The following is a 26,920-nucleotide window of genomic DNA, read 5'->3' on the forward strand; positions in this document are numbered from 1 at the left end:
GTCTCCTTCTGCCGCCCACAGGAGGCGACTGCCACAGTTTACCGGTACAGGGCTCAGAGCGGAGTGACGACCACGAGCAGATCACCCGCATCCACTTGCTGGGTCTTCGGGATAGCGAGCCGCTCCACAACACCGGCGACCGGAGCGGTGATGGCCGCTTCCATCTTCATGGCCTCAATGGACGCGACCGCCTGCCCCGCCGCGACGGAGTCACCGACGGCGACGTGCAGCGTCACCACGCCGGAGAAAGGCGCGGCGACCTGGCCCGGCTTGGCCGTGTCCGCCTTCTCCGCCGCCTTCGCCTCCACGACGATGCTGCGGTCGCGGACGAACACCGGCCGTAGCTGGCCGTTGAGGGTCGTCATAACCGTGCGCATGCCCTTCTCGTCGGCTTCGCCGATGGCTTCCAGGCCGATGTACAGGCGCACGCCCTTGCTGAACTCGATGACGTGCTCGGAGCCCTGCCGCAGCCCGTAGAGGTAGTCGAGCGAATCCACCACCGACAGATCGCCGAACAGCTCGCGCATCTGCTCGTGGATCCGCGTGGGGGCGGGGAAGAGCAAACGGTTGAGGGTCGCGCGGCGCTCCTCGCTGGAGCCCTCCAGCGCCCGCGCGTCGGCGGCGGACAGCTCCTCCACACCGACCTTGACAGTCTTGCCCGCCAGCACCTTGGTGCGGAACGGCTCCGGCCAGCCGCCGGGCAGCTCGCCCAGTTCGCCCGCCATGAAGCCGACCACCGAGTCCGGGATATCGTAGTTCTGGGGGTTCTCCGCGAAGTCCTGCGGGTCGGCCCGCACGGCCGCGAGGTGCAGCGCGAGGTCGCCGACGACCTTGGACGACGGCGTGACCTTGGGGATGCGGCCGAGGATGCGGTTGGCCGCGGCGTACATGTCCTCCACCAGCTCGAAGTCCTCCGCGAGGCCGAGGGCCTTGGCCTGCTGGCGCAAATTGGAGAGCTGACCGCCGGGGATCTCGTGCTTGTAGACCCGGCCCGTGGGCCCGGGGAGCCCGGACTCGAACGGGCGGTAGACGTGACGCACCGCCTCCCAATACGGTTCGAGGTCCTGGACGGCCGTGAGAGAGACGCCGGTGTCGCGCTCGGTGTGCGCGAGCGCAGCGACCAGGGCGGACGCGCTCGGCTGGCTGGTCGTGCCCGCCATCGGCGCGCTGGCGACATCCACCGCGTCCGCCCCGGCCCGCGCGGCGGCCAGGAGCGTTCCGAGCTGGCCGCCCGGAGTGTCGTGCGTGTGGACATGCACCGGCAGCTCGAAGCGCTCCCGGAATGCGGCGACGAGCTTCTCGGCCGCCGCCGGGCGCAGCAGGCCCGCCATGTCTTTGATCCCCAGGATGTGCGCGCCCGAGTCCACGATCCGCTCGGCGAGCCGCAGATAGTAGTCGAGGGTGTAGAGGTCCTCGGCCGGGTCGAGCAGGTCGCCGGTGTAGCAGACGGCGACCTCGGCGACAGCGGAGCCGGTGGCCAGCACCGATTCGATCGCCGGGCGCATCTGCGAGACGTCGTTGAGCGCGTCGAAGATGCGGAAGATGTCCACGCCGGTCGCCGCGGCCTCCCGCACGAAGGCGTCGGTCACCGGGGTCGGGTACGGCGTGTAGCCGACAGTGTTGCGGCCGCGCAACAGCATCTGGATGTTCACGTTCGGCAGCGCCTCGCGAAGGGCGGCGAGACGCTCCCACGGGTCTTCGCCCAGGAAGCGGAGCGCGACGTCGTAGGTCGCGCCGCCCCACGCCTCCACGGAGAGCAGCTCGGGCGTCATGCGCGCGACATACGGGGCGACGGCGAGGAGGTCCTTGGTGCGCACGCGGGTCGCGAGCAGGGACTGATGGGCGTCGCGGAAGGTGGTCTCGGTGACCGCGAGGGCGGTCTGGGCCCGCAGCGCCCCGGCGAACCCTGCCGGGCCGAGCTCCAGTAGCCGCTGCCGGGAGCCCGCGGGCGCCGGAAGGCTCAGGTCGAGGCGGGGCAGCTTGTCGAGGGGGTCGGCGGTCTCGGGGCGCGCGCCGTTCGGCTGGTTGACCGTGACGTCGGCGAGCCAGTTGAGCGCCTTGGTGCCGCGGTCCTTGGAGGCCCGGCCCTTGAACAGCTCGGGACGCTCCTCGATGAACGAGGTGGAGACGTCGCCCGCGATGAAGTCCGGGTCCTCCATGACCGTCTGGAGGAACGGGATGTTCGTAGCGACACCGCGCACGCGGAACTCGGCCAGCGCACGCCGGGCGCGCAACACAGCGGCAGGGAAGTCGCGACCGCGCGTGATGAGCTTGGCCAGCATGGAGTCGAAGTGCGGGCTGATCTGGGCGCCCGGGTTGATCGCCCCTCCGTCGAGGCGGATGCCGGCCCCGCCCGGCGAACGGTACGTCGTGATCTTGCCGGTGTCCGGACGGAAGTTCGCGGTCGGGTCCTCGGTCGTGATGCGGCACTGGAGGGCCGCGCCGCGCATCTGGACACTGTCCTGACTGAGGCCGAGATCGGCGAGGGTCTCGCCCGCGGCGATGCGGATCTGCGACTGCACGAGGTCGACGTCGGTGATCTCCTCGGTGACCGTGTGCTCCACCTGGATGCGCGGGTTCATCTCGATGAACACATGCTGACCGGCACGCTCCCCCGCGGTGTCGAGCAGGAACTCGACGGTGCCCGCGTTCTCGTAGACGATGGAGCGCGCGAAGGCGATCGCGTCGCGGTAGAGCGACTGGCGGATCTCGTCGGAGAGGTTCGGCGCGGGTGCGATCTCCACCACCTTCTGGTGGCGGCGCTGCACCGAGCAGTCGCGCTCGAAGAGGTGCATCGTCTCGCCACCGCCGTCGGCCAGAATCTGAACCTCGATATGGCGGGGGCGCAGCACGGCCTGCTCAAGAAACATCGTCGGGTCACCGAAGGCGCTGTCCGCCTCGCGCATGGCCTCGTCGAGAGCAGAGCGCAGCTCCTCCTGGGCGGCGACGCGGCGCATCCCGCGGCCGCCGCCGCCGGCGACGGCCTTGGCGAAGAGGGGGAAGCCGATCTCGTCGGCCTGGGCGAGGAGGGCGTCGATGTCTTTCGACGGCGGGGTCGACTTCAGCACCGGGACGCCCGCGGCGATCGCGTGCTCCTTCGCCGTCACCTTGTTGCCGGCCATCTCCAGCACCTCGGCGCGCGGGCCGATGAACGCGATGCCCGCCGCGCGGGCGGCCTCGGCCAGCTCGGGGTTCTCGGAGAGGAAACCGTAGCCCGGGTAGATCGCGTCCGCCCCCGACTCCCTGGCGACACGGATGATCTCCTGCACATCCAGGTACGCACGCACCGGATGACCCGACTCACCGATCTGGTACGCTTCGTCCGCCTTCAGACGGTGCATCGAGTCACGGTCCTCATACGGGAAGACGGCCACCGTCTGAGCGCCCAGCTCATAGGCGGCCCGGAAGGCCCGGATGGCGATTTCACCGCGATTGGCAACGAGGATCTTACGGAACATGGGGAGCCTTTCGAACAAGAGTCCGCACCACACAGCAAACGGTTAGGTAGTCCAAGACTAGTGAAGGTAACGTGGCTGTCGTGCACGTACTCAGCGTTAGCTCCCTCAAGGGCGGTGTCGGAAAGACCACGGTAACGCTCGGTCTGGTCTCGGCGGCGTTCGCGAAAGGTCTGCGGACGCTGGTCGTCGACCTCGACCCGCAATCCGATGTCTCGACGGGGATGGACATCCAGATCGCCGGTCATCTGGACGTGGCCGATGTGCTCGCCTCTCCCAAGGAGAAGATCGTGCGCGCGGCGATCGCGCCCTCGGGCTGGGCCAGGGGCTGCGCGGGCAAAATCGACCTCATGATCGGCAGCCCGTCCGCCATCAACTTCGACGGCCCGAACCCCAGCATCCGCGACATCTGGAAGCTGGAGGAGGCGCTCGCCAACGTCGAGCACGACTACGATCTCGTGCTCATCGACTGCGCCCCGTCCCTCAACGCACTGACCCGCACCGCCTGGGCCGCCAGCGACCGGGTGGCCGTCGTCACCGAGCCGGGCCTGTTCTCGGTCGCCGCCGCCGACCGTGCGCTGCGCGCGATCGAGGAGATCCGCCGCGGGCTCTCGCCGCGCCTCCAGCCCCTCGGCATCATCGTGAACCGCACCCGGGTGCAGTCGCTGGAGCACCAGTTCCGGATCAAGGAGCTGCGCGACATGTTCGGCCCGCTGGTGCTCTCGCCTCAGCTCCCCGAGCGCACCTCTCTGCAACAGGCCCAGGGAGCGGCCAAGCCCCTCCATATCTGGCCCGGAGAGAGCGCTCAGGAGATGGCCCGCAACTTCGACCTGCTCCTCGAGCGGGTCCTCCGCACCGCCCGCATCGGCGAGTACGCCACCGCTGGCAGCTGACCCCATCGTCCCTCCCCGCGACCGAAGCGGAGGATGACGCCCGGGAGGGCGAGGAGGAGAAGAGAGGGCGCGGCAGACGGGGCTGGAGCTCGGCCTCAGAAGGGATTAGGAGGCTTTGGATTTGGCGGCGCGACGGGCGGCGAGCTCGTCGAGGGAATCGGTTTGGGTGTCGAGTTCGACGAGGGAGGACTCGACCTCGCGGAGCACCTTGCCCACGGCGATGCCGAAGACGCCCTGGCCACGGCTGACGAGGTCGATGACCTCGTCGCTGGAGGTGCAGAGGTAGACACTGGCGCCATCGCTCATGAGGGTGGTCTGCGCCAGATCGCTGACGCCAGCCTCGCGGAGCTGATTCACAGCGGTGCGGATCTGCTGGAGCGAGATCCCCGTGTCGAGCAGACGCTTGACGAGTTTCAGAACCAGGATGTCGCGGAAGCCGTAGAGACGCTGCGAGCCAGAGCCGGCGGCGCCGCGCACGGTCGGCTCGACCAGTCCGGTGCGGGCCCAGTAGTCGAGCTGGCGATAGGAGATGCCGGAGGCGCGGGCGGCGACGGCGCCGCGGTAGCCACCGGTGTCGTCGAGTTCGGGAAGGCCGTCGGTGAACAGCAGACCCAGGTCGTATCGGGCGGCGTCGCTGTCACGATTCGCTTCACTCATGGTGCCCGCCTCTCCCGATGATGATCGCACCCGATCACTGGGGCGCTTCATCCACGGTATCGATCCCCCGCTTCCCGGGCAACGACATCCGGCCATTCACCGTCGGCGTGTCGAGCGAGGCGGATCGTCAAGGGCGGAGGCGTTCCAGGGAAGCGCGGATGATGCTGGCTCGCACGGTGTCCAGGTGATCCGCGATCTCACGCGCGAGTTCGGCCGTCCTGGCCTTCGCGGTGACGTCCCTCCGGCGCGCGATCGGCACCAGAGCGGTCTCGATCAGGCCCACCTCACGCTCAGCCGCCGTACGGAATCCGCGCAGGTGCCGCGGTCCGATCCCGGTGCTCGCGAGTTCGGCCAGAGCGCGCAGAACGACCAGGGCGTCCTCACCGTAGAATTCGGCGGGCGCGATGAGCGAAGCGCTCACCGCCTCCTGCAGCAGTTCGGGTGTGGCCCCGGCCTCCCGCAGCAACTCGTCGCGGTGGAAGCGCCGGCCGGCGGGAAGCATGGAGGCACCGGCCGAAGCGCCCGGCGCCGGTGGATTCTTGCCCGCGTCGAGGTCGGCGAGGTACTGCTTGATGACCTTGAGCGGGAGATAGTGGTCGCGCTGCATCGCGAGCACTCTTCGCAGCCGTTCGAGATCCGCCGGGGAGAACTTACGGTACCCGGAGGGGGTGCGAGCGGGCGAGACCAGTCCGCGTTCCTCTAGGAAGCGCAGCTTGGAGGAGGAGAGTTCGGGGAAGTCCGGCGTCAGCTGCGCGAGCACCTGGCCGATCGAGAGCAGGGCGGGCGCGGCGGCCGGGAACCGCGCTGCTGACCGGGCCACTAGCCGCTCGCCGAGGCGACGAGATCGTGGCGGGAGGCGTAGAACGTAAGCCGGAACTTACCGATCTGCACCTCGGCCGAGTCGGCCAGGAAGGCGCTCTCGATGCGGACGCCGTCGTAGTACGTGCCGTTCAGCGAACCGAGGTCGCGGACTTCGAAGGCGGTCCCCCGGCGCGTGAACTCCGCATGCCGTCGCGAGACGGTCACATCGTCGAGGAAGATCTCGGCGTTCGGGTGACGGCCGGCGCTCGTCACATCGGCGTCGAGGAGGAAGCGAGCCCCGGCGTTGGGGCCGCGGCGCACGATGAGCAGCGCGGAGCCCGAGGGGAGCGCCGCGATCGCTTCCTGCTCTTCCGGCGAGATCTCCCCGTCGAGCGCGTACATCTTCGACGCGAAATCATCGCCGAAGCGAGCCGTGGTCTCTTCGTTCCCCGACGTGGAATCACGCAGAGGGTTGTTCGTGGCGTCGCGCTCCGGCGTGTTGTCCGAACCGTGGGGATAGCTCTCGTCAGGCACCGTCAGCCTCCTTCCCATCCAGCGTATCGGATCGAGCGCCGCTGTCATCGGCCGGAAGACGGATGACGCGGGCGGTTTCCCGAAGGTAGGCGATGCCCGCCCACCAGTAGAGGAAGGCGCCCCAGAGTGCGAAAGCCCAGCCGAGGGGGAGCGAGGAGGGCGCAAGGAGCGTGAACGCCTCACCGAGCATGAGCAGCGGGAGCGCCCAGAACAGGCAGAACGTGGCGACCTTGCCGAGGTGGCGCACCGGGAGCGGACCGTAGCCGTGGTTCGCGAGGATGACGCCGAGGACCGCGAGCATGACATCCCGGAGGACGATGACGGCGACGAGCCACCACGGGACGATGTCACGCCAGGCCAGCCCGATCAGGGCGGCGAAGATGTAGAGCCGGTCGGCGGCCGGATCGAGCAGCTGGCCGAGCCGGGAGACCTGATCGACGCGGCGGGCGAGCCAGCCGTCGAGGAAGTCGGTGAGGCTCGACACGACGAGGACGAGGAGCGCGAGGGCGTCGTGGCCCGCGATCACGAAGGCCAGGAAAACCGGAACGAGCGCGAGCCGGAAGAAACTGAGGGCGTTCGGGATCGTCCACACGCGCGAGCTGATCGCGCCGACTCCATCCACGAGTCCACTCTACTGAACGGGGCGGGCGTCCCCGGATGCGTCACCGAGAGGGTCTCACTGTCGGGCCACCGGGAGGATGCGGACCAGCGCCAGGACTCCCCGATCGCCCCCGCAGCGCCGGGACGGTCACGGCGCCGTCGCAGCCGGCCGTGCTGGCTTGGGGAAGGCCGAGCGCATGTGGTCGGTGTCGAGGTAGTCGGCGACGCCGATCAGGATGAGGCTGAACACGATCTGCTCCGTCACCATCCAGAGCGGGTACAGGCCGGGGATCGCGGCGATGACCAGCGTGACGACCGGGAAGATCTTGGAGAAGAGGCGCAGGCGCGAGTACGCCCAGTAGTACCCTTTCTGGGCGCGCCCGGCGAAGTAGAAGAGAGTGAGCGTCATTCCAAGGACGACGAGGGAGCGCGTCCACACCGCGAACGGGACAGACACGCCGTTCAGGTCGACCGCGACCGCGACCGCGACCGCGGCGGCGCCGAGCAGGAGTTCGGCTGCGAGGAGCCAGCCGATGACGGCGAACGCGCGCCGGGTGCGCGGGTGCTCCCGGCCGGCGGCCGGGACGGTGTAGCCCGCGTACCGGCCGCCCGCTATGCGGTCGAGACGGCTGAGGAAGGGTGCCATGCCTTCACGGTAACCCGCCGGTGGCGGGAAGGCCTCCTTCTTTCGATGGACAGAGCGTACGGTGGAGGCATGTCGTGCATCCGGTTCAACACCCCTGCCCAGCGCCAGGCGATGCGAGAGCACCGGCCAGCGCTGCTGACAGCCGAGGAGGCGGTGGCGCTCCACCCGGCTCCCGCGGTGACCGAGAGCAAGATCCAGCGGCTACGACTGCTGGCGACGGACACGAACCCGAAGATCCGCGAGGCGGTGGCCTCCAGCCACAACACGCCCGAGGATCTCCTCGCAGCGCTCGCGGACGATCCCGACGAGGGCGTGCGCGGCTGTGTGGCGAAGAACGAGGTCACGCCGTGCGGCATTCTGCGCCACCTCGCCGACGACAGCTCGGAGACAGTGCGCGGCTGGGTCGCCGTCAACTACTTCGTCCCGGCGGACGTGATGGCGACGCTCTCCGGGGATCGCAGCCGAACTGTCAGGATCCTGGTGAAGTGGAAGAGCGACCTCGCTGCGGAAGCGGAAGCCGAAGCGGAGGCGACAGCCGGTGCAGGGGTCTGAGGTGGCCGGTCCCGCGAGTGTGCGCGTCGACTCCTGGACGTGGGCCGTGCGGCTGTTCAAGACGCGCTCATCGGCCTCGGACGCCTGCAAAGCCGGGCACCTGAAAGTCAACGGCGATCGGGCAAAGCCCGCGCAGCCGGTGAAGGTGGGCGACGAGATCCGCGCCCTCGCGGGCGGGTCGGAGAAGGTCTACATCGCGAGGCGGCTGATCGTGAAGCGCGTCGGCGCAGCCGTGGCGGCGGATGCTGGAACAGCTGCGGGGGCGCTGAGGGGCGAGCGGGGCGGCGAGCCGATGTCTCCCTCCTCAGCCACCAGTGCGTCCTGCACACACCGAAGCCGCTGACCCGGCGCACCTAGACGAAACGCACGGCCTCCTGCAGCCGCGGGCGCAGCTCGAACGCACGGTCGACGCTCTCGCGGCCTGCGGCGTTCGCGCCGTCGCGGAGGATCGCCGGCAGGACCGAGCGGCGGACGACGAGCGAACCGGCGAGACGGCCACGCGGGACCAGGTCGAACGGCACGGCGAGGGCGTCGTCCGGGACGACGACGAGATGACCGGTGAAGCGGAGACCCGCCTGACGGCCGAAAGACTTGGCGGCGCGAGCGAGGTCGTGGAACGGCCGCTCGTCGCGCGGGAGGCCGGAGCCGACGAGTTCGCCCTTCGCGAGCCTGACCTCACTTCCCCAATCCGCGGAACAGATGGCGAAGAGACCGACGGGGCCGAGGACGATGTGGTCCAGCTTGGCATCGGAGCCGGGATGGACGGCGACATCGCTCCAGAGGGTGAAGCCGATTCCGAGACTGGAGACGGCCCGGGCGGTGGCCTCCTCGGCGAGGGCGGCGGCCAGCAGCCGGCGGATCTCGCGCGGCGCCGAGCGCACCAGACCCGGATCGTACGGGTCGGCGTCGCTGCCGAGCCCCATCCACTCCCGCATGAGGGCGAGGAAACGTTCGCGGGACTGTCCGCCGGGATGGCCGTAGCTGCGGGCGCGCACGGTTCCGCCGCGGTCGGCGGAACGGGTGGGATGCATGGTGGCACTGAACCCGCCGGCAGCTGACTCGCCGGAGACGGCGCCCACGACGAGACTCTCACCGCGGTCGTAGCGGGCGCGCGAATCGGGGTCGCCGACCAGCTCCCAGGCGGCCTGAACGGCCTGGAACCGGGCGGCGGTCCCGCCCGTGTCCGGGTGGGTCTCGCGCGCAAGCCGCCGGTAGGCCCGGCGCAGGTCTTCCTGGCTCACGGCCGCACTGACTCCGAGGATGTCGTAGGGGCTTGGCGCGGCGGGACTGTCGCTCATGGCCTTCGAGACTAGCGTGCGGTTCCGCGAATTCGCTTCACTTTCGATGAGCGCAGCATGTGACGGGACTGAAGCCTTAGCGTGGGGAGTGCAGGAAACCAGAAGCACCGAACGAAAGGCAGCCATCATGGCGATCGCCGACTGGCGTATCGAGCTGATCATCCTCCCCGTCAGCGACACCGACACGGCGAAGGCGTTCTACGCCGACACGCTCGGCTGGGAAGCGGACCACGATCAGCGCGTCTCCGACTCGCTCCGGTTCGTGCAGGTCACCCCGCCCGGGTCGGCATGCTCGATCGCGTTCGGCGAGGGGCTCACCGATATGGTCCCGGGAACGATGACGGGACTCCAGATCGTGGTGCCGGACGCCGACGCTGCGCTCGCGCACCTCCGGGAGAAGGGCGTGGACGCGCAGGGCGTCGCCGATTTCGACTGGGGGCGCTTCGTGATGTTCGCCGATCCGGACGGCAACCGCTGGAGCCTGCAGGAGCTGCCGCCACGTCCCTAGGCGGGGAGAGGTCCGTCCCGGCGTCCCTGGGCACTACCCGGAGCTGAGCGCGTCCCGATCAGCGGAGCGCGTACCCGATCAACAGCAGGGTGAGCAGGCAGCCGCACGCGTAGTTGATCCCGAGGAAGCGCAGCCAGCCTCGGTTGGCGGCGCTCGCGCGGTCGTCCGGAACGGACCAGAACGGAGCGGCGACCGTGATGTACGGGAGCGCCAGCATGGCGACGAGCGGGCCGGGCCACGGGATAGCGAGAGCGGCGAGCGCAGCGAGCGCCCAGGCCGCGATCGCGAACCGGACGGTGCGGGCGGCGCCGAGGACGGTGGCGACCGAGGCGATGCCGGCCTCGCGATCCGGTGCCACATCCTGAACCGCGCCGAACGCGTGGCTGCCGACGCCCCACAGGAAGAAGGCGAAGAGCACCAGCCAGAGCCCCGGGGTGAAGGTCGCTCCGGCGAGCACCAGGCCGTACAGCGCGGGGCTGACGAAGTGGATGCTTGAGGTCGCCGAGTCGAGAAAGGGCACTTTTTTGAAGCGCAGGCCCCTGACCGAGTACGCCAGCACGAAGAACAGACTGCCCGCGAGCACCGCCCAGGAGAGCGGCGGACCGGCGAGCGCCAGGAAGACGAGGAAGGGAAGGCTCGTGGCCGCCGCCGCGACGAGCGTCCTGCGGTGCGTCCCCGGGTCGAGCAGAGCGCCTTCGACGCCGCCCTTCCGCGGATTGCGCAGATCGGAGGCGTAGTCGAAGACGTCGTTCACCCCGTACATCGTGAGGTTGTACGGGACGAGGAAGAAGAGCGTGCCGACGATGAAGACGATATCCGCCTCGCGTGCCGTGAGAAGGTAGGCGGCGGCGAACGGGTAGGCGGTGTTGATCCAGCTGAGCGGCCGGGAGGCGAGGAACAGCTGGCGGAAGAGCGGCGGTGCGGTGACGATCATGTGCGATCCCCCAGCGGGCGCAGGAGCAGCCACAGGGCGGGCAGCAGGAGCAGGCCGGCCAGCGGATAGGCGAAATCTTCGATCGGGACGGAGCCGAGGCGGAGACCGGACAGGGTGGCATCGGCGTAGGTCACCAGCCCGGCGGCGATCATCAGGTTGTCGAAAACCGCCGTGAGGACCACCAGCGCGACACCGGCGACAGCGACCGGCGCGGCCCAGCGGCGCAGCAGGCCCCGGCGATCGGGAGCGGTCGCGAGCGCGAAGAAGAGCACGATCGCCGCCACGGCCAGGAAGACCAGGCTGAGCAGGACGTATGTCATCCCGGGCTCCGGCGCTCGAGGAGGGCGCGCGTCCCGAACAGCAGAATCAGGGTGAGATAGCAGAGGAACGCGAGGAAGAACACTTCCTCGACCGGGAGTTCGGGGGCGAGTTCGGCGCCGGTCATGAAGCGGGACTCGCCGCGGGCGAACACGCCGAGGACGATGCCCGCGACATCCCAGGCGAGGAAGAAGAGGACACCGAGGACGAGGACCAGGACGGCCCAGGGGCCGGCCCGCCAGAACACGAGGCCGAACCGGACATCGAGCAGGACCATCGCGGCCAGCGCGGCCAGCAGACAAGCGAGGTAGACGACGCTCACGGCACCGGTCCCACCCGCGCGGGCGCCAGCGGCTCGGCCAGCGGACCAGCGGACGTGTCGCCACGGAGGCGCTTGACGGCGAGCTCGGCGCTGATGAGGCACATCGGCAGGCCGATGCCCGGAATCGTGGTCGCGCCGGCGAAGAACAGCCCGCGGACCCGGCGCGAGGCGTTGCCTGGGCGGAGGAAGGCGCTCTGCCGCAGCGTGTGGGCGGGGCCGAGGGCACCGCCGCTCCAGGCGTTGACGGCGGCGGCGAAGTCCCCGGGCCCCACTGTGCGGCGCACGACGACCCGGTCGGCAAGGTCGGGGATGCCCGCCCAGGCGGCGACCTGAGCGATCGCCGCATCCGCGGTGCGTTCGACCAGCCGGTCCCCGCCGCCGTCGATGCCGCCCGAGCCGATCGAGGTGTCCGCGGGCACCGGGACGAGGACGAAGAGGTTCTCGTGCCCGGGCGGCGCAACCCCCGGATCGGTCGCGCTCGGCTTGCAGACATAGAGCGAGGCTGGGTCCGGGACGCCGCGATCGGCGCCGAAGACGCGCTCGAAGTTCGCTTCCCAATCGGTGGTGAAGAAGAGGTTGTGGTGGGTCAGCTGCGGCAGCTCGCCGCGGACGCCGAGCATCGCCAGGACCGCGCCCGGTCCGGGGTCGCGACGCTTCCACTCCCGGTCGGAGCTGCGCAGCGCCGGCGGGAGAAGCTGTGTTTCGGTGTGGCGGCGGTCGACGGCGGAGACCACGATGTCGGCATGTTTGTGCCGGGAACGGCCCTCGGCGTCCACCCAGTCCACACCGAAGGCACTCGCGCGCCGGCCGCCCACACCGGTGCGTATACCGGTGACTCGCGCGTCCGTCACGAGCTCGGCCCCAGCGGCCCGGGCGAACGCGACGATGCGGTCGATGAGCGTGGCGAACCCGCCGACGGGGTAGCGGACGCCGTCATCCAGGTCGAGGTGGCTCATGAGGTGGTACAAGCTCGGGGCGCGGTCCGGCGAGGTGCCGAGGAAGACGGCGGGGTAGCCAAGGATCTGGCGGAGCACGGTGTCGCGGACGCAGCGGGCCGCGTAGCGGTCGAGCGGTTCGAGCAGAAGGCGGGCGAGCCGGCCGGTTCGGGCCAGCACCTCACGGCTCAGCAGGGGCCGGATGGAGGCGAACGTACTGTAGAGGAAACGGTCGACGGCGAGCCCGTAGGTTTCGCGCGCCCCGGCGAGATAGCGGTCGAGCGCGGCCCCGGCGCCCGACTCGACGCTCTCGAACAGGGCTCGGTTGGCGGCTCCCGCGGCGCGGATGTCGAGCGGACGCCGGCCGTCCTCGGCGAAGACGCGATAGCCCGGGTCCAGCGTCACGAGATCGAGCTGTTCCGCGGCCGAGGTGCCGAGCAGACGGAAGAAGTGGTCGAAGACCTCCGGCATGAGATACCAGGACGGGCCGGTGTCGAAGCGGAAGCCGGCCGTCTCCCACCGTCCGGCGCGACCGCCGAGCGTCCCGTGCTGCTCGAGCAGAGTGACCGGGCGCCCGTCGCGCGCGAGGAGCGCGGCGGTCGCGAGGCCCGCGATGCCACCGCCGATGACGACCGCGCGGGGAGCGGTCACCGGAGGATCCCCGCTGTCGCGCGGAGCAGAATGGCGAGCTTGGTGCGCATGGGCACGCTCACACGCCGCACGATCAGATCGCGGGCCGGCGTCGCACGGATGCGGTCGCTCAGTTCGGAGAACAGTGCGTGCGCGGCAACGATGGCGCGCCGGCAGTTGCCCGGCAGCTCCGCGATGGCGTCGGCCGCGGCCCCAAGGTCGCCGTCGATGTCCACGACCAGGGCGAGTTTCTGCCGCTCGGTGAGGCGGGCGGGGTCGATTCCCGGGAAGTAGCTGCGGCCGAGCCCGGCATAGTCCGCGGCGAGGTCGCGGAGGAAGTTGATCTTCTGGAAGGCCGCGCCCAGTCGGCGCGCGCCCGCCTCCAGCCGCCGCCGCCGGTCGTCGGCGACGGGCGAATCGGTCAGGAAGACGGCGAGGCACATCAAACCGACCACCTCGGCCGAGCCGTACACGTACTCGCGCAGCTCATCGGCGGTGAAATCGACCAGACTGAGGTCGCGGCGCATGGAGGCGAAGAACGGCCGGGTCAGCGCCACCCCGATCCCGCTGTCCCGGGCGGTGGCCGCGAACGAGTGGACGACGAGGTTGGCACTGTAGCCGGTGCGCATCGCGCGCTCGGTGTCGGCTTCGAGGGCATCGAGCAGGGCGCGCTGGTCGGCGAGGTCGAGACCGGCCTCAGCGGCAGCGCCGTCCACGATCTCGTCCGCGATGCGGACCAGTGCGTACACATCTTCGACTCGGGGGCGGACCCTCGGCGCGAGCAGGCGCGTCACCATCCCGAAGGAAGTCGAGTACTGGTGGATGATCGTGGCCGCGGATTCGTGCGCAGCCCGCGTGTAGAGCGCCAGATCGGTCGGCGGCCCCGCCGCGGCGGCGGTCTCGGTGCGGGTCATACGATCCTCCCGACGCAGCTGCGGGCGACGGCGGTGAGCTCCGAGGCGAGCGCGGCGGGGACCGCCGGGGAGCCGACCGCGGCGATGGCGGCGTCGACGTTCTCTGCGAGGAGCCGCTCGACGAAGCCGCGGGCGCCGCACTCCTGGAGCAGGGAGGCGAACCGGACGGCCGCCACGGCGTCCAGATCGCGGCGGCCGAGCGCGACGGCCAGCTCAGGCCAGACCGCCGTTCCGCGCGCGAAGGCGATGAGGGAGGTCTCCTTCCCTTCGCGCAGGTCGCTGACGATGCTCTTGCCCGTGACAGCCGGCCGGCCGAACACGCCGAGCAGGTCGTCGCCGAGCTGGAAGGCGGCGCCGACCAGACGGCCGTAGTGGGCCAGGACGTCGAGAAGCCCGTCGCTCGCCCCGGCGAGGAGCGCACCGGCGGTGAGGGGGCCCGAGACCGAGTAGGCGGCCGTCTTATGCTCGGTCATGGCGAGCACATCCGGGATGCCGCGGGCCGTCATCCCGGTGGCGAGCCCGACATCCGCGAGCTCTCCGGCGGCCGTGACGAACACCGCGCGGTCCAGGGCGTCCAGGAGCCGGGAGCGGACACCGGCCGGCGCGTCGAGACGCGCGAGCTGGTCGCTGGCCGCGTGCAGCAGCAGATCACCGGCGAGGAGAGCGGCCGATTCGCCCCAGACCGTCGCAAGGGGCGCATCGGCTCCGCGAAACAGGGCGTCGGCGCTGAACTCGCCAGCGACGTTCGGGCGTCCACGGCGGACCGTGTCGCCGTCGATGAGGTCGTCGTGCAGCAGAAAGGCGGTGTGCAGGAGTTCGAACGCCACCGCCGTGCGGATCGCGTCCTCACGCCGATCATCGGGAGCGCCGAGGCCGTGGAAGGCGCTCAGCAGGAACCGGGGACGCAGCCGCTTGCCGCCCTCCGCCGCGTCGCGAGCGCTCTCCCAGAGCCGCCGGTAGGCGTGGCCGAAGTCACCGGCGGCGGCCGAGCGCTCAGCGAAGAAAACGGCGAGCGCGGCATCGACAGCGACGAGGTCGGCGTCAAGGCCCGATGCCTGCGGATCGGACGGCGGTGTGGGAGCGTGGGTCGTCGCGGAGTGCAGCTGCGTCATGGGCGCCTCCCTGTACCTAGCCACAGTAGAAAATAACGTAGCATGCTTCTCACCGACGGGAATTAGGATGTGCGCATGCCCTCGAAGGACGATGCCCGGCACAACGACCTCGCCGACGAGGAACTCTCCCGGATCGTGCGGCTGCTCGGGGCGATCCGCCAGTGGCAGGAGGCCGAACAGCGGCTGAGCCGGGAAACCCGCAGCGCGCTCCGGGTCAACGAGAACGATATGAAAGCGCTCCGGTACATCATCGCGTCAATGAACGCGGAGGTGGCGGTCACCGCGGGAGCGCTGGCCGAACACCTCCACATCTCCACCGCGTCCACCACCAAACTCCTCGACCGTCTGGAGCGAGCCGGCCACGTCGGGCGGAAGCCGCATCCGACCGATCGCCGAGCCGTGACGGTGGAGATCGCCCCGGAGACACACCGGCAGGTGAGCGAGAGGATGTGCGCGGAGCACGCGCGACGCGTCGAGATCGCACGATCGCTCCAGCCGGAGGAGCGCGAGATCGTCACGCGCTTCCTCGACGACCTCGCCGCCACCGCGCTCATCGCCGCCCCTCTGCCGAAGTGACCACAGCGGGGTGTTCCGCCTCCACAACGATGCGGTTCGCCATCCCGCTGAAGATGATGCCGTGGAAGGAAAGGATCGCCAGCCAGTAGAGTCGGCCGGCGAGCCCCCGCGGGAAAAAGACCGCGCGCTGACGGTAGCGCGAGCCGCCTTCCCGCGGCTCGACACTGAGTTCTAGCCAGGCGCGGCCGGGAACCCGCATCTCCGCGCGCAGGCGCAGGTGCGAACCGCGCTCCAGACGCTCGACGCGCCACCAGTCGAGGGCATCGCCGGTCTGGAGCCGGTCGGCGTCCCGGCGCCCGCGCCGCAGGCCCACTCCCCCGGCGAGTTTGTCCATCCAGCCGCGCAGCGCCCAGGCCAGTGGGAAGGAGTACCACCCGCGATCGCCGCCAATCCCCTCGATCACCCGCCAGACGCTCTCCGGGGAGGCCGCACTGTCGCGCTCGCGCAGATCAGCGAAGACCGTGTGGCCCGCCCAGTCCGGGTCGCTCGGGAGCGGGTCGCTGGGGGCGCCAGCGATCGACGCATCCTGCCAGCTGGTCTCGACAGTCCCGGCGCGCATCCGGCCGAGGGCGAGACGCACAGCGCGGCGGTAGCCGGTCAGACCGCCGGCGGGCGGGGGGATGACCTCGTCGATGTCGCGCTCCCGGGCGACGCAGTCACACTGCAAGGACTCGATGATCGGAACGGCGAGGCTCCGCGGGATGGGCGTCACGAGGTTCACCCACTGCGAAGCGAGCCAGGGGGTGAACACCGGAAGCGCGGCGATCGGACGCTGGGGCAGTCCGGCCTCGACCGCGTAGCCGTTCATCATCTGGCCGTAGCGCAGGATGTCGGGGCCGCCAATGTCGAAAGCGCGCGAGACCTCCGGTGGCAGTTCGGCGGCGGCGGACAGATAGTGCAGCACATCGCGCACCGCGATCGGCTGGATGCGGTTGCGCACCCAGCGCGGCGCGGGCATGTAGGGCAGCACCTCGGTCAGGTGCCGGATCATCTCGAACGATGCCGAGCCCGAGCCGATCACGACACCGGCTTGCAGCACCGCCGTCGGCACGCCGGACCCGAGCAGGATGCGGCCCACCTCCACCCGCGAGCGCAGGTGGCGCGAGAGCGGGCCCTCGGGGTGCAGAGCGCCGAGGTAGACGATCCGGCGGACGGCGGCGGCGCGCGCGGCGTCCGCGACGATCCGGGCGACGGCGGACTCCTCGGCCTCAAAATCGCCACGGGCGCGCAGGGCATGCACGAGGTAGTGGACGACATCCACATCGCGCATCGCTGCGGCGACGGAAGCGGGATCGCCGAGGTCACCGGGGACGACCTCGACCTGGTGCGCCCAGGGCACATCGGTGAGCTTCTGCGGTGAGCGCACGAGGACCCGGACGGCGCACCCCTGTTCGAGGAGCCGGGGGACGAGCCGGCCGCCGATGTAGCCGGTGGCGCCGGTCACGAGCGCGCGCTGCGGAGTCATGCGGCGACCATACGCCCGGCGAGCCCGGCCTGACGAACCGCCGGGCCCCGGGCTGGACCGAATGAACCCAATACATGCATTCGATCGGGAGTCGGGTACCGTTTGCGCATGGGCAAGCTCATTTACGCGGGAACCCTGGAGATCGGCTTCGAGGACCGCGTCCTCGCGCACCTCCAGATCGTGATCGGACTGAAGCTGCGCCGCAAGGAGGGCTTCTTCTCCTGGCGGGACGAGCAGAGCGTCGGCGACGGCCGGAGCGCCATCTGGGTCGACCCGGCCATCCCGCTGCTCTTCCGGTACAGCGGAGGCCGGCAGCCCAGCATCAACAAAGCCTGGCTCGAGGCCCTCACCGTGTCGTCGAACAGCGCGCAGGGTCTCCAGCTCACCGAAGAGATCGGGACGCTGGGAGCCGACGAAGTCAACGCGGACCCCCCTACCGGACGCTGACGCCGGCGGCCTTGAACCGCCGCGCGATTAAGCCTAGTGTTGGGCGAAATCATGGCAGGAAGCGAGGCACGCCATGACCGCAGGAGCAGAAGAGCCGGTCCCGGCCGCAGCGATGGCGGAGCCGTCCGCCTCCCCCGCTGACGCCGCACCGCACACTCACGCCGCACCCGGCGCGGAACAGGCGGCGCCCGGGGAGCGGCCTGGCGACATCCCGTTCGACCAGGCCGCGGCCGAGCACGAGAATCCCGCCCTCGGCTGACCGCCGCGCAGAAGCGACGCCGGACGCCGGCACAGCACCCGGGGCCTGCTCTTCCACGCGGGTCACCGCAGGTATTCGAGCAGTTCCGGGGAGCGCAACCGCTTCAGGCTGCGGGTCTCCAGCTGACGGACGCGCTCGCGGGTGATGCCGTAGACTGCGCCAACCTCGTCCAGAGTCATCGGCTTGCGCCCGTCGAGGCCGAAGCGCATACGCACCACTTTGGCGTCGCGCAGCGGCAGCTCACGCAGGCGCTCCTCCAGGTCCCGGTGACGGAACTCGACCTCGACGCGCTCGGAGGGGCCGGGGGCGTCGCCGTCCTCGATGAGATCGCCGAGTTCGGCGCCCTCGTTCTCCCCGACCGGGACAGCGAGCGAAACGGTCTCCGAATCGCTCATCTGCAGCTTGTGGACTTCAGCCGGGGTCAGGCTGGCGGCATCCGCGATCTCTTCCAGGGTGGGCGTCCGGCCCAGCTCGCCGCCGAGGTCGCGGCGAATGCGGTCCAGCTTGTCGATCTTCTCCACGGTGTGAACGGGGATGCGGATCACACGAGCCGTGTCGGCGATGCCACGCAGGATGGACTGACGAATCCACCAGGTCGCATAAGTGGAGAACTTGTTCCCAGTGCGGTAGTCGAACTTCTCGACCGCGCGCACCAGGCCCAGGTTGCCCTCCTGGATGAGGTCCATCACGGCCAGCCCGCGTCCGGCGTAGCGTTTCGCGATGCTGACGACCAGGCGCAGATTGGCCTCGATGAACCGCTCGAAAGCGCGCTTGCCGTCGTCGGAGAGAACGTGCAGTTCGCGCTTCTCCCGAGGAGAGAGCCCCGGCCGTGTGGCGAGACGCTCCCCCGCGAGGACGCCGACTTCGATCCGCTTGGCGAGCGAGACCTCATCTTCCGCGGTCAGCAGCCATGTCCGTCCAATCGAATTGAGGTAGTCGCGGACCGGATCATTCGTCACTTCGAGCACCGTCATCGTGTCACCCCTCACGTCGTACAGCAGTCTTCTGCCCCGATTCGTTTATCAACGGTAAGCAGATCGCCTCGCGTCCCGACAAGGGGTTGACAGGTGACTGGAGGCTCGCTAACCGAGCACCTCCCGCAGAGCCGATTCCGGCATCCGGCGACATCCACACCTCCGCCCCGGCAGGGGGATGACGAGGGAACGGATGCGCAACCGGGTCATGCGAGCTTCCTCGCCTTCTTCGCGGAGGCCGTGGCCGCGTTCTTCCCGGCCGGCGCCTTCTCGGCGGCCGGGAACGCCGACGCTGCCTTCCCCCCGCTGCGCTCGACGCTGCGCTGGAGGGCCTCCATCAGGTCGATGACCGCGCCGCCGCCCGCCGGGGCGGCTCCCTCGCCGAACGTCTCGGCGACGTCCACGCTCTCGCCCTGCTCGATCTTCGCGGCGATGAGCTTCCGCAGTTCCTCCTGGTACTCGTCCGCGAACGTCTCCGGCTGGAAGTCGCCCGCGAAGCTCTCCATCAGCGCCGACGAGAGAGCCAGCTCGCGCTCGGTGATCGGCGGGACCGTCTCCAGCGACGGGAACGCTGCCGCCCTGATCTCGTCGTGCCAGAGCAGCGTCTGCAGCACGAGGAGATTCCCACGGACGCGGAGCGCGCCCAGGCGGGTCTTCTGCCGGAGTGCGACGGTGACGATCGCGGTGCGGCACCCGTCCTCGAGCGTCGTCCGCAGCAGCGCATAGGCTTTGACCGAGCGGGAGTCAGGCTCCAGATAGTAGCTGCGATCGAACGTGAGCGGGTCGAGCTGCTCGTCTGGCACGAACTCCACCACGTCGATCTCCCGGCTGCGCTCCGCGGGGAGCGATGCCAGGTCCTCCGGCGTGAGAACGACCATCCGCTCGCCGTCGTCGTACGCCCTGGCGATGTCCTCGTACGGGATGACCTTCCCGTCGATCTCGCACCGCCGCTGATACCGGATGCGCCCACCGTCAGCGGCGTGTAGCGGTTGAAGGGGGACATCGTGGTCCTCCGTCGCGCTGTAGACCTTCACCGGCACATTGACCAGCCCGAAGGTGATGGCGCCTGTCCAAATGGCCCTCATTGCGAACATGGTGGCCGCGAATCCGGCGATTATCAACGGGCAATCGGAGGGTACCGTGAGCGTATGGCCGCCGAGGACACCGAGACCGTCTCGATCGACGGTCGCCGGCTGACGCTCACCAACCTCGAAAAAGTACTGTACCCCGAGACCGGGACCACGAAAGCCGATGTCATCGGGTACTACAACGCCATCGCCGAGGCGATGATCCCACACGTCCGCGACCGCATCGCGACCCGCAAGCGCTGGGTGCATGGGACCGGGACGCCGCAGCGTTCCGGTGAGGCGTTCTTCCAGAAGAACCTGGACGCGAGATCCACGCCGTCCTGGGTGGCCCAGCGGACGATCGCGCACAAGGCAAGCCAGAACATCTACCCGCTGGCGAACGACCGGGCCACCCTCGTCTGGCTCGCGCAGATCGCCGCACTCGAGCTGCATGTGCCACAGTGGCGGGTGGGCCGCGGAGACCAGAGGCAAAACCCGGACCGTCTCGTGCTCGACCTCGACCCGGGCGAGGGCGTCACCCTCGCCGACTGCGCCGAAGTCGCGCGTCTGGCGCGCGCCATCCTGGCCGGCATGGGGCTCGATCCGTTCCCGGTGACCAGCGGATCGAAGGGCATTCACCTGTACGCGCCGCTGGACGGATCGCAGACGAGCGAGCGGATCTCGGCGGTGGCGCACGAGCTGGCGCGAGCGCTGGAGGCCGACCATCCCGACCTCGTCGTGAGCGGCATGAAGAGAGCGCTGCGGGCCGGCAAGGTGTTCGTGGACTGGAGCCAGAACAACGGCGCGAAGACGACGATCGCCCGTACTCGCTGCGCGGACGCTTCCGGCCCACGGTCGCAGCGCCGCGCACCTGGCGCGAACTCGCGTCGAAAGAGCTGCGGCAGCTCGACTACACGGAGGTGCTGGCGCGCGTGCGGCGGCACGGCGACCCGCTCGCGCGTCTGTCGGACGGGGACGCCACCGCAGCGGGCTCCGACCGCCTCCGCGCCTACCGGTCGATGCGGAATGCGGCCAAGACGCCCGAGCCGGTCCCCGAGGCTCGTCCGGACGCGGCGGACGGCCGCTCGTTCGTCATCCAGGAGCACCACGCCCGCCGGCTGCACTGGGACTTCCGCCTTCAGCGCGCCAGTGTGCTCGTCAGCTGGGCGCTGCCGAAGGGCCCGACGACCGACCCGCGGCGGAACCACCTCGCCGTGCATGTCGAGGACCACCCGCTCGAGTACGGGACGTTCGCCGGAGACATCCCGAAGGGCGAGTACGGGGCTGGGCACGTCAGCATCTGGGACCACGGCTAGTACACACTCGAGAAATGGCGCGACGACGAGGTGATCGCGACGCTCAGCGGACAGCCCGATGGCGGTCTCGGCGGCGAGCCGCGGACGTTCGCCCTCATCCGGACCGGCCGGGACGGGGAGGGGAACGGGAAGAACTGGCTGATCCACCTGATGAAGCGGGAACAGCCGAAGCCGGTCTCCCCCATGCTCGCCACGCTCGGCTCCGCACGCGATGTGCGCGACGAGGCCGAGTGGGCGTTCGAGATGAAGTGGGACGGCATCCGCGCCCTGGCCGCCGTCCGTGACGGCCGGCTCCGCCTCACCACCCGGAACGGCAACGACATCACCGGCGCCTATCCGGACCTCGCCGGGCTCGCCGGACTGGCCGGCGGACACGACCTGATCGTCGACGGCGAGATCGTCGCCCTCAGCGGGCAAGGCCGGCCCGACTTCGGGCTGATCCAGACCCGGATGGGCCTGACCCGCCCGCCCGAGGTGGAAGCCGCGGCCCAGCGCGCGCCCGCACACTACTTCGCCTTCGATCTCCTGGAGTTCGACGGCGACGACCTGCGCCGTGAGGAGTACGACCTCCACGGTGCGCCCTCGATCGAGCGCTGCGCCCGCCGCCCGGCGACGCCATCCAAGTGCCGTTTGCCTTCGCCGGCGACCTGGAGCACGCCATCGCCTCCTCCCGCGAACTCGGCCTCGAAGGGGTGGTGGCCAAACAGCGCGACTCCCCCTATGCCGACGGCCGCCGCTCCCGCAGCTGGATCAAGATCAAGCACCACAGCACGCAAGAGGTCGTCATCGGCGGCTGGACGTCCGGGACCGGCCGCCGCGCGAACACGCTCGGCGCGCTCCTCCTGGGCGTCCCGGACGGGGACAGACTTCGCTACGTGGGCAAAGTCGGCACGGGGTTCACCGACAGGACGCTGAACGACCTCGCCGCGCGCCTCGCGTCCCGCCCGCGCAAGACGTCGCCGCTGGACGGCGTCCCGGCCGCGGACACGCGCGCAGTCCACTGGGTGCGTCCCGACCTCGTCGGCGAAGTCGAGTTCGCGGAGTGGACGGGCACGGGCCGGCTGCGGCAACCGTCGTGGCGGGGACTGCGCGCGGACAAGAGCGCAGACGAGGTGGTGCGGGAGGGGTGACGGCCACGTCCCGGCGGGCCGCGCGCAGCAGTAGGATCGTCCTCGTGAGCACGCACCTAACCGCACAGACCACGTCCACCGCCGAACCGGCCGTCACCGACGAAGAGCACGGCGGCCTCGTCCGGAGCCTCAGCGCGAGTCTTCCCACAGCGGTCGGGAACCTGCTGGCGACCCTCGTGGTCCTGGTCACGCTGGCGTTCGCCGTCTGGAGCCTGATCGCCACCTGGAGCGGCTACCCGGACTCGGCGCTGCCGCTGTTCCAGACATCCGTCGCGGGCATCGTCGTCGCGCTGAACGCGCTGTACGCACGCGGGACCTTCAGCTACGTGATCACGCTGATCGGCGCGATCCTCTGGCTCTGGGTCTCCATCACCCCGTCTGCCCCGTTCTGGCAGGTCGTGATGCAGGCGGCCACCATCACCGTCATGCTCGCGGGCGTCGTGTTCTCCACCGTAGCCGTGGCGCTCAGCACGAAGCCGCGCTTCTGAAGCCGGAACCCCGACCGAGGGCAGAGCCCGGAGCCTACCTCCCGGAGGAGCCCGGCGAGACCGCTCTGGCGCACCGCCGGCACTTCGCCGATCTCGCGCCGCTGAGGGAGTCGCCCGTGTTCGCCCGCCTCTGGCTGGGCGGAGCCATTGCCGGTGTCGGCGGCCAGATGACCATCGTCGCGGTCGGCCTCCACATCTACGAGCTCACGCACTCGACACTCGCCGTCTCGCTGATCGCTCTGTTCGCGCTGCTCACGATGATCGTGTTCGGCCTCTACGGCGGGGGCTCGCGGACGCCTTCGACCGTCGCAAAGTCGCCCTCGTGACCGCGGTCGCGGCCTGGGCGTCCACCGTCGGGATCGCGATCTTCGCCTGGTTCGGCATCCAGGAGGTCTGGCCGTTCTACCTCCTCACCACCATCAACGCGGTCGCGACGGTGATGATCGGGAGCACTCGGCAGGCCATCACGCCGCGGCTGCTCCCGGCCCTGCTGCTGCCCGTGGCAAGCGCGCTGAACGGCATCAGCATGGGCGTCATGGTCACCGTGGGGACCGCCCTCGCCGGCCTCCTGGTCGCGAGCGTCGGCATCCCGTGGACCTACACGGTGGATGTTCTGCTCTTCAGCGCGGCCTTCCTCGGCATCCTCACCCTCCCGCCCATCGTCCCGGAGGGGGAAAGACAGAACGCCGGCCTCGCCTCTGTGCTCGAGGGTCTGCGGTTCCTGCGCACAGCGCCGAACCTCGGGATGACATTCGTGCTCGATGCCATCGCCATGACCTTCGGGCAGCCACGCGCCCTCTTCCCCGCCGTCGGCGCGCTGCTCATCGGCGGCGGACCCGTGACGGTCGGGCTCCTGACCGCCGCCGGCGCGGTGGGGACACTCGTCTCGAGAGTGTTCTCCGGCCGCCTCGGCCAGGTCCGCTGGCAGGGCCGCGCGGTCGAGCGGGCTATCGTCGCTTACGGCGCCGCCATCCTGGGCTTCGGCATCGTACTGGCCATCGTCGCGCTGACCGGCACGCAGGGTGAGAACACGTCGATCGTGGAGGCCAACCTCCCCGCCCTGGTCCTCGCTGCCCTGCTGCTCGCGGCCTCGGACGCCGCCGACAATGTGAGCGCGATCTTCCGGATGACCATCCTGCAAGCCTCCGCACCGGATGCTATGCGCGGCCGGTTGCAGGGCGTGTTCACGGTCGTCGTGACCGGCGGGCCCCAGCTCGGCGATCTGTACATCGGCGTTCTGGCTCTGACCGGCGCACTGTGGTTCCCGCCCCTGCTCGGCGGGCTGGTCATCGCCGTGCTGGTCGCGACCGTCGTGCGCGCGCAGCGCGGGTTCCGCAGCTACGACGCGCTGCGGCCGACACCGTGACGAGCGGACGCCGGTCAGCGCACGGATGCGCCGACGGCCGCGTGCAAACCCGGGTCAGCGCCGCAGAGCCTTCTGCGCCAGCCGGTTCCCGAGGAACTGCGCCAGCTGCACAAGCACCACGATCGTCAGCACCGCGACCCAGGTGACCACCCAGTTGTAGCGCTGGTAACCGTACTGGATGGCGAAGTCCCCGAGTCCGCCGCCGCCCAGACTGCCCGCCACAGCCGACAGATCCACGATCGCAACGAAGACGAAGGTGTAGCCCAGGATGAGCGGCCCCAGCGCTTCGGGGATCAGCAGCGTCGCGATGATCCGCCACGGGCCGGACCCCATCGCCCGCGCCGCATCGATCACGCCGGGGTCGATGGTCACGAGGTTCTGCTCCACGATCCGGGAGATCCCGAACGTCGCCGCGATCGTCATCGGGAAGATCGCCGCGGGCGTCCCCAGGAAAGTCCCGAGCACCAGCTGTGTGAGCGGCGCGACGGCCGTCATGAAGATGATGAACGGGATCGGCCGGACGAAATTGACCACGATGTTGAGCGTGGTCGACAGCCACCGTTTCGCCAGCAGCCCGCCGGGCCGGGTGGTGTACAGCAGGACGCCGAGCGCGAGGCCCAGCACACCGCCGAGCAGAAGCGTCGCCGCGACCATCCACAGGGTCTGGACGATAGCGGTCCCGTAGACCGGCAGCAGCATCGTCCAGCCGTCGTTCACGCCGCCACCTCCTCGATCTCGGTAGCGCCGCGGAGGTCGGCGATCAGGGCGTCCACATCGGCGGGCTCGCCGATCAGCTCGAGCGTGAGGCTGCCGAACGAGCGGCCTTGCAGAGCGGAGATCCCGCCGTAGACGATCTCGAACCGCACACAGTGCCGGCCCACCGCATCGGAGAGCACCGAGCCGAGCCGGCCGTCGTCCTGGATGCGCGCCGACACGATCCGGCCGGAATGTTTGCCGCGCAGACGTTCCACATCCGCCGCCCCGGGCTGGTTACGGAGCACGGTGCCGACGAAACGCCGAGCGGTCGTCGTCTGCGGGTTCGAGAACACCTCGAACACTGTTCCGGTTTCGATGACGCGCCCCGCCTCGAGGACCGCCACACGGTCCGCGATCGAGCGGACCACCTCCATCTCATGCGTGATTACAACGATCGTCACGCCCAGTTCCGCGTTCACCCGCTTCAGCAGGGCGAGCACATCCGCCGTCGTCTCCGGATCGAGCGAACTAGTCGCCTCGTCGGCGAGCAGAATGCCGGGGTTCGTCGCCAGCGCGCGGGCGATCCCAACGCGCTGCTTCTGGCCGCCCGAGAGCTGTTCGGGGTAGGCCCACGCCTTCTCCGTCAGCCCGACGAACGCGAGCAGTTCGGCCACGCGCTGCTTGCGCTTGTCCGCCGGCCAGCCCGCGATCTTCAGCGGATAGGCGATGTTGCCGAACACCGTGCGGGAGCGGAACAGATTGAACTGCTGGAAGATCATCCCGATGCCCGCCCGAACACCGCACAGTTCGCGCTCGCGCAGAGCGGTGAGGTCACGGCCGTCCACGACCACGGAGCCGGAGGAGGGATGTTCGAGGGCGTTGATGAGCCGCACCAGCGTGCTCTTCCCGGCCCCCGAATACCCGATGATGCAAAAGATCTCCCCGCGGTCGATCGTCAGATCGAGACCGTCCAGCGCGGCGGGCGTGTCACCGGAACCGAAGCTCTTGGTGACGCCGCGGAACTCGATATGTGCCGCCACGGAGCTACTTCGCCGCCTCGATGGACCTCTTGAGCCGGTCGAGGATCGCGATGAGCTGCGATTGCGGCTTCTCCGCGATGACAGCGGTGTTCTTCGACTCAGCGAGCACTGCGTCCTGCACCGCCTTGGTGTGGTACAGCTCGGCGACCTTGAGGTAGGTCTTGTTGTCCTTGTCCGCGGCGCGGGCGACGAACGCGTTGATGTACGGCTCGGCGGCCTCGCTCGTGGGGTCGTCCTGGAAGAGTGCCTTCTTGGAGTCGAGGCCCGCCGTGAGGGCGAAGTTGTTGTTGACGATCGCGGCAGCGGCCGAATCCAGCGCCGGGGCGGTCTGGGCGGCGTCCACCGGCGTCACCGTGACCGTGGAAACAGTGGCGTCGATGTCCGCCGGCGTCGCGAGCGCGCTGCCGCCGCCCTTCAGGGTGAGCAGGCCGGCGTCCTGCAGCACGAGGAGCGCCCGCGCCTGGTTGGTCGGGTCGTTCGGGATGGCGATCTCGCTGCCCCGCGGAATGGCGTCCACTGAGGCGTACTTCTTCGAGTACAGCGGGAGCGGCACGACCAGCGTGGACGCGAGCGGGACGAGGTTCTGGGCGGACTGCACATCGTAGTTCGCGAGGAACTGCAGGTGCTGGAAGAGGTTCAGATCGAGCTGGCCGTTCGCGAGCGCCGGGTTCGCCTGCGTGTAGTCGCGGAACCCGACCACCTGGAGGTCGATGCCGTTCTCTGCGGCCTTCTTCTTCAGGATGGGCCAGTACGGAGCCGCCTGCTCGGTCGTGCCGATCCTCACCGTCACCGTCGAGCCCGCCGGGTTGGAGGAGCCGGCCAGGTTGACGACGACGAGCACGACGGCCACGATCGCCGCGACGACGGCGATGCCGGCCCCGACGAACCAGCCGGTCTTCGAGCCCTTCGGCTTCTCCGGAAGCGCGGGCAGCGTCGGAACGGGCGGGGTGGCGTCGGGCATGGCTGTGCCTCTCTCGTGAAGGGGTG

The 26,920-nt window shown here is 69.8% G+C and carries 29 protein-coding genes and 1 pseudogene; 11 read left to right on the plus strand and 19 right to left on the minus strand.

Going from position 1 to position 26,920, the window contains the following annotated elements:
- Nucleotides 1-53 precede the first annotated feature (53 nt).
- Nucleotides 54-3,458 (minus strand): pyruvate carboxylase, encoded by a 3,405-nt coding sequence (locus tag LXX_RS07690; protein WP_011186343.1) that lies wholly within the window; start codon nucleotides 3,456-3,458, stop codon nucleotides 54-56.
- A gap of 80 nt (nucleotides 3,459-3,538) precedes the next feature.
- Here LXX_RS07690 and LXX_RS07695 point away from each other — a divergent pair, with 80 nt between their 5' ends.
- Complete coding sequence (locus LXX_RS07695) at nucleotides 3,539-4,348, plus strand: ParA family protein (protein ID WP_041768365.1); 810 nt, start codon at nucleotides 3,539-3,541, stop codon at nucleotides 4,346-4,348.
- A gap of 105 nt (nucleotides 4,349-4,453) precedes the next feature.
- Here LXX_RS07695 and LXX_RS07700 read toward each other — a convergent pair whose 3' ends face one another.
- From LXX_RS07700 to LXX_RS07720, 5 genes are all read right to left on the minus strand, one after another.
- A complete protein-coding gene (locus LXX_RS07700) occupies nucleotides 4,454-5,005 on the minus strand; it encodes a MerR family transcriptional regulator (protein WP_041767607.1) in 552 nt (183 codons plus the stop codon).
- A gap of 127 nt (nucleotides 5,006-5,132) precedes the next feature.
- The gene (locus tag LXX_RS07705) at nucleotides 5,133-5,825 is read right to left on the minus strand and encodes a transcriptional regulator FtsR (protein WP_011186346.1); all 693 of its coding nucleotides are present in this window, start codon (nucleotides 5,823-5,825) and stop codon (nucleotides 5,133-5,135) included.
- Nucleotides 5,825-6,340 carry an FHA domain-containing protein gene (locus tag LXX_RS07710; RefSeq protein WP_370558445.1) on the minus strand — a complete coding sequence of 172 codons (516 nt, stop codon included), beginning with the start codon at nucleotides 6,338-6,340 and terminating at the stop codon, nucleotides 5,825-5,827. The genes LXX_RS07705 and LXX_RS07710 overlap by 1 nt, the downstream gene beginning before the upstream one ends.
- The gene (locus tag LXX_RS07715; RefSeq protein WP_011186348.1) at nucleotides 6,333-6,962 is read right to left on the minus strand and encodes a CDP-alcohol phosphatidyltransferase family protein; all 630 of its coding nucleotides are present in this window, start codon (nucleotides 6,960-6,962) and stop codon (nucleotides 6,333-6,335) included. Before LXX_RS07715 ends, LXX_RS07710 begins: the two co-directional genes overlap by 8 nt.
- A gap of 126 nt (nucleotides 6,963-7,088) precedes the next feature.
- The gene (locus LXX_RS07720; RefSeq protein WP_041767608.1) at nucleotides 7,089-7,586 is read right to left on the minus strand and encodes a hypothetical protein; all 498 of its coding nucleotides are present in this window, start codon (nucleotides 7,584-7,586) and stop codon (nucleotides 7,089-7,091) included.
- Between the two features lie 69 nt (nucleotides 7,587-7,655).
- On the opposite strand from LXX_RS07720, the gene LXX_RS07725 reads away from it, so the two are divergent.
- Nucleotides 7,656-8,138, plus strand: a complete 483-nt coding sequence (locus tag LXX_RS07725; protein ID WP_041767609.1) for a hypothetical protein — start codon at nucleotides 7,656-7,658, stop codon at nucleotides 8,136-8,138.
- 1 nt (nucleotide 8,139) lies between these two features.
- Complete coding sequence (locus tag LXX_RS07730) at nucleotides 8,140-8,481, plus strand: RNA-binding S4 domain-containing protein (RefSeq protein ID WP_223227617.1); 342 nt, start codon at nucleotides 8,140-8,142, stop codon at nucleotides 8,479-8,481.
- Nucleotides 8,482-8,491: 10 nt separating this feature from the next.
- Here the strand turns inward: LXX_RS07730 and LXX_RS07735 are convergent, their stop codons facing one another.
- Nucleotides 8,492-9,436 (minus strand): DnaJ domain-containing protein, encoded by a 945-nt coding sequence (locus tag LXX_RS07735; protein WP_011186351.1) that lies wholly within the window; start codon nucleotides 9,434-9,436, stop codon nucleotides 8,492-8,494.
- A 127-nt stretch (nucleotides 9,437-9,563) separates the two neighbouring features.
- Here LXX_RS07735 and LXX_RS07740 point away from each other — a divergent pair, with 127 nt between their 5' ends.
- On the plus strand, nucleotides 9,564-9,944 hold the full coding sequence (locus LXX_RS07740; protein ID WP_011186352.1) for a glyoxalase superfamily protein: 381 nt from the start codon (nucleotides 9,564-9,566) through the stop codon (nucleotides 9,942-9,944).
- Between the two features lie 58 nt (nucleotides 9,945-10,002).
- Here LXX_RS07740 and LXX_RS07745 read toward each other — a convergent pair whose 3' ends face one another.
- Genes LXX_RS07745 through LXX_RS07770 form a run of 6 tightly spaced genes read right to left on the minus strand, consistent with a single transcriptional unit; the run spans nucleotide 10,003 to nucleotide 15,109 of the window.
- Nucleotides 10,003-10,878, minus strand: coding sequence for a prenyltransferase (locus LXX_RS07745; RefSeq protein WP_011186353.1), 876 nt, complete (start codon nucleotides 10,876-10,878; stop codon nucleotides 10,003-10,005).
- On the minus strand, nucleotides 10,875-11,198 hold the full coding sequence (locus LXX_RS07750; protein WP_011186354.1) for a lycopene cyclase domain-containing protein: 324 nt from the start codon (nucleotides 11,196-11,198) through the stop codon (nucleotides 10,875-10,877). Before LXX_RS07750 ends, LXX_RS07745 begins: the two co-directional genes overlap by 4 nt.
- Nucleotides 11,195-11,518: a lycopene cyclase domain-containing protein gene (locus tag LXX_RS07755; protein ID WP_011186355.1), complete on the minus strand. Its 324-nt coding sequence runs from the start codon at nucleotides 11,516-11,518 to the stop codon at nucleotides 11,195-11,197. Before LXX_RS07755 ends, LXX_RS07750 begins: the two co-directional genes overlap by 4 nt.
- Entirely contained in the window at nucleotides 11,515-13,104 is a 1,590-nt protein-coding gene (gene crtI, locus LXX_RS07760) for a phytoene desaturase family protein (protein WP_011186356.1), read from the minus strand. Before crtI ends, LXX_RS07755 begins: the two co-directional genes overlap by 4 nt.
- On the minus strand, nucleotides 13,101-13,997 hold the full coding sequence (locus tag LXX_RS07765) for a phytoene/squalene synthase family protein (RefSeq protein ID WP_011186357.1): 897 nt from the start codon (nucleotides 13,995-13,997) through the stop codon (nucleotides 13,101-13,103). Before LXX_RS07765 ends, crtI begins: the two co-directional genes overlap by 4 nt.
- On the minus strand, nucleotides 13,994-15,109 hold the full coding sequence (locus tag LXX_RS07770; protein WP_011186358.1) for a polyprenyl synthetase family protein: 1,116 nt from the start codon (nucleotides 15,107-15,109) through the stop codon (nucleotides 13,994-13,996). Before LXX_RS07770 ends, LXX_RS07765 begins: the two co-directional genes overlap by 4 nt.
- Nucleotides 15,110-15,184: 75 nt before the next feature.
- On the opposite strand from LXX_RS07770, the gene LXX_RS07775 reads away from it, so the two are divergent.
- Entirely contained in the window at nucleotides 15,185-15,685 is a 501-nt protein-coding gene (locus LXX_RS07775; protein ID WP_141692906.1) for a MarR family winged helix-turn-helix transcriptional regulator, read from the plus strand.
- Here LXX_RS07775 and LXX_RS07780 read toward each other — a convergent pair.
- Nucleotides 15,660-17,150: an SDR family oxidoreductase gene (locus tag LXX_RS07780; RefSeq protein ID WP_011186360.1), complete on the minus strand. Its 1,491-nt coding sequence runs from the start codon at nucleotides 17,148-17,150 to the stop codon at nucleotides 15,660-15,662. The two genes, LXX_RS07775 and LXX_RS07780, sit on opposite strands and share 26 nt — an antisense overlap.
- A gap of 108 nt (nucleotides 17,151-17,258) precedes the next feature.
- Between LXX_RS07780 and LXX_RS07785 the strand changes: the two genes are divergently transcribed.
- Nucleotides 17,259-17,597: a hypothetical protein gene (locus LXX_RS07785; RefSeq protein ID WP_011186361.1), complete on the plus strand. Its 339-nt coding sequence runs from the start codon at nucleotides 17,259-17,261 to the stop codon at nucleotides 17,595-17,597.
- 73 nt (nucleotides 17,598-17,670) lie between these two features.
- Nucleotides 17,671-17,856, plus strand: coding sequence for a hypothetical protein (locus LXX_RS07790; protein ID WP_041767610.1), 186 nt, complete (start codon nucleotides 17,671-17,673; stop codon nucleotides 17,854-17,856).
- A 62-nt stretch (nucleotides 17,857-17,918) separates the two neighbouring features.
- On the opposite strand, the gene LXX_RS07795 is transcribed toward LXX_RS07790, so the two are convergent.
- Nucleotides 17,919-18,830, minus strand: a complete 912-nt coding sequence (locus tag LXX_RS07795; RefSeq protein WP_041767611.1) for a sigma-70 family RNA polymerase sigma factor — start codon at nucleotides 18,828-18,830, stop codon at nucleotides 17,919-17,921.
- Nucleotides 18,831-19,036: 206 nt separating this feature from the next.
- Nucleotides 19,037-19,915, minus strand: coding sequence for a Ku protein (locus tag LXX_RS07800; RefSeq protein ID WP_011186363.1), 879 nt, complete (start codon nucleotides 19,913-19,915; stop codon nucleotides 19,037-19,039).
- Between the two features lie 63 nt (nucleotides 19,916-19,978).
- Here LXX_RS07800 and LXX_RS07805 point away from each other — a divergent pair.
- From LXX_RS07805 to LXX_RS07815, 4 genes and pseudogenes are all read left to right on the plus strand, one after another.
- Nucleotides 19,979-22,343: pseudogene (locus LXX_RS07805) on the plus strand (ATP-dependent DNA ligase).
- 44 nt (nucleotides 22,344-22,387) lie between these two features.
- Nucleotides 22,388-22,831: a hypothetical protein gene (locus LXX_RS07810; protein ID WP_041767612.1), complete on the plus strand. Its 444-nt coding sequence runs from the start codon at nucleotides 22,388-22,390 to the stop codon at nucleotides 22,829-22,831.
- A 116-nt stretch (nucleotides 22,832-22,947) separates the two neighbouring features.
- On the plus strand, nucleotides 22,948-23,157 hold the full coding sequence (locus LXX_RS16795) for a hypothetical protein (RefSeq protein WP_370558446.1): 210 nt from the start codon (nucleotides 22,948-22,950) through the stop codon (nucleotides 23,155-23,157).
- A complete protein-coding gene (locus LXX_RS07815; protein WP_370558447.1) occupies nucleotides 23,154-24,197 on the plus strand; it encodes an MFS transporter in 1,044 nt (347 codons plus the stop codon). The genes LXX_RS16795 and LXX_RS07815 overlap by 4 nt, the downstream gene beginning before the upstream one ends.
- Before the next feature lie 54 nt (nucleotides 24,198-24,251).
- On the opposite strand, the gene LXX_RS07820 is transcribed toward LXX_RS07815, so the two are convergent.
- From LXX_RS07820 to LXX_RS07830, 3 genes are read right to left on the minus strand one after another with little or no spacing between them, the layout of a single operon-like run.
- Nucleotides 24,252-24,896 carry a methionine ABC transporter permease gene (locus LXX_RS07820; protein WP_011186364.1) on the minus strand — a complete coding sequence of 215 codons (645 nt, stop codon included), beginning with the start codon at nucleotides 24,894-24,896 and terminating at the stop codon, nucleotides 24,252-24,254.
- A gap of 14 nt (nucleotides 24,897-24,910) precedes the next feature.
- Nucleotides 24,911-25,933 carry a methionine ABC transporter ATP-binding protein gene (locus tag LXX_RS07825; RefSeq protein WP_011186365.1) on the minus strand — a complete coding sequence of 341 codons (1,023 nt, stop codon included), beginning with the start codon at nucleotides 25,931-25,933 and terminating at the stop codon, nucleotides 24,911-24,913.
- 4 nt (nucleotides 25,934-25,937) lie between these two features.
- Nucleotides 25,938-26,894 carry a MetQ/NlpA family ABC transporter substrate-binding protein gene (locus LXX_RS07830; RefSeq protein ID WP_041767614.1) on the minus strand — a complete coding sequence of 319 codons (957 nt, stop codon included), beginning with the start codon at nucleotides 26,892-26,894 and terminating at the stop codon, nucleotides 25,938-25,940.
- Between the last annotated feature and the right edge of the window lie 26 nt (nucleotides 26,895-26,920).

Origin of the sequence: Leifsonia xyli subsp. xyli str. CTCB07 (assembly GCF_000007665.1) — a bacterium.
In the GTDB taxonomy this organism is placed as follows: domain Bacteria; phylum Actinomycetota; class Actinomycetes; order Actinomycetales; family Microbacteriaceae; genus Leifsonia; species Leifsonia xyli_C.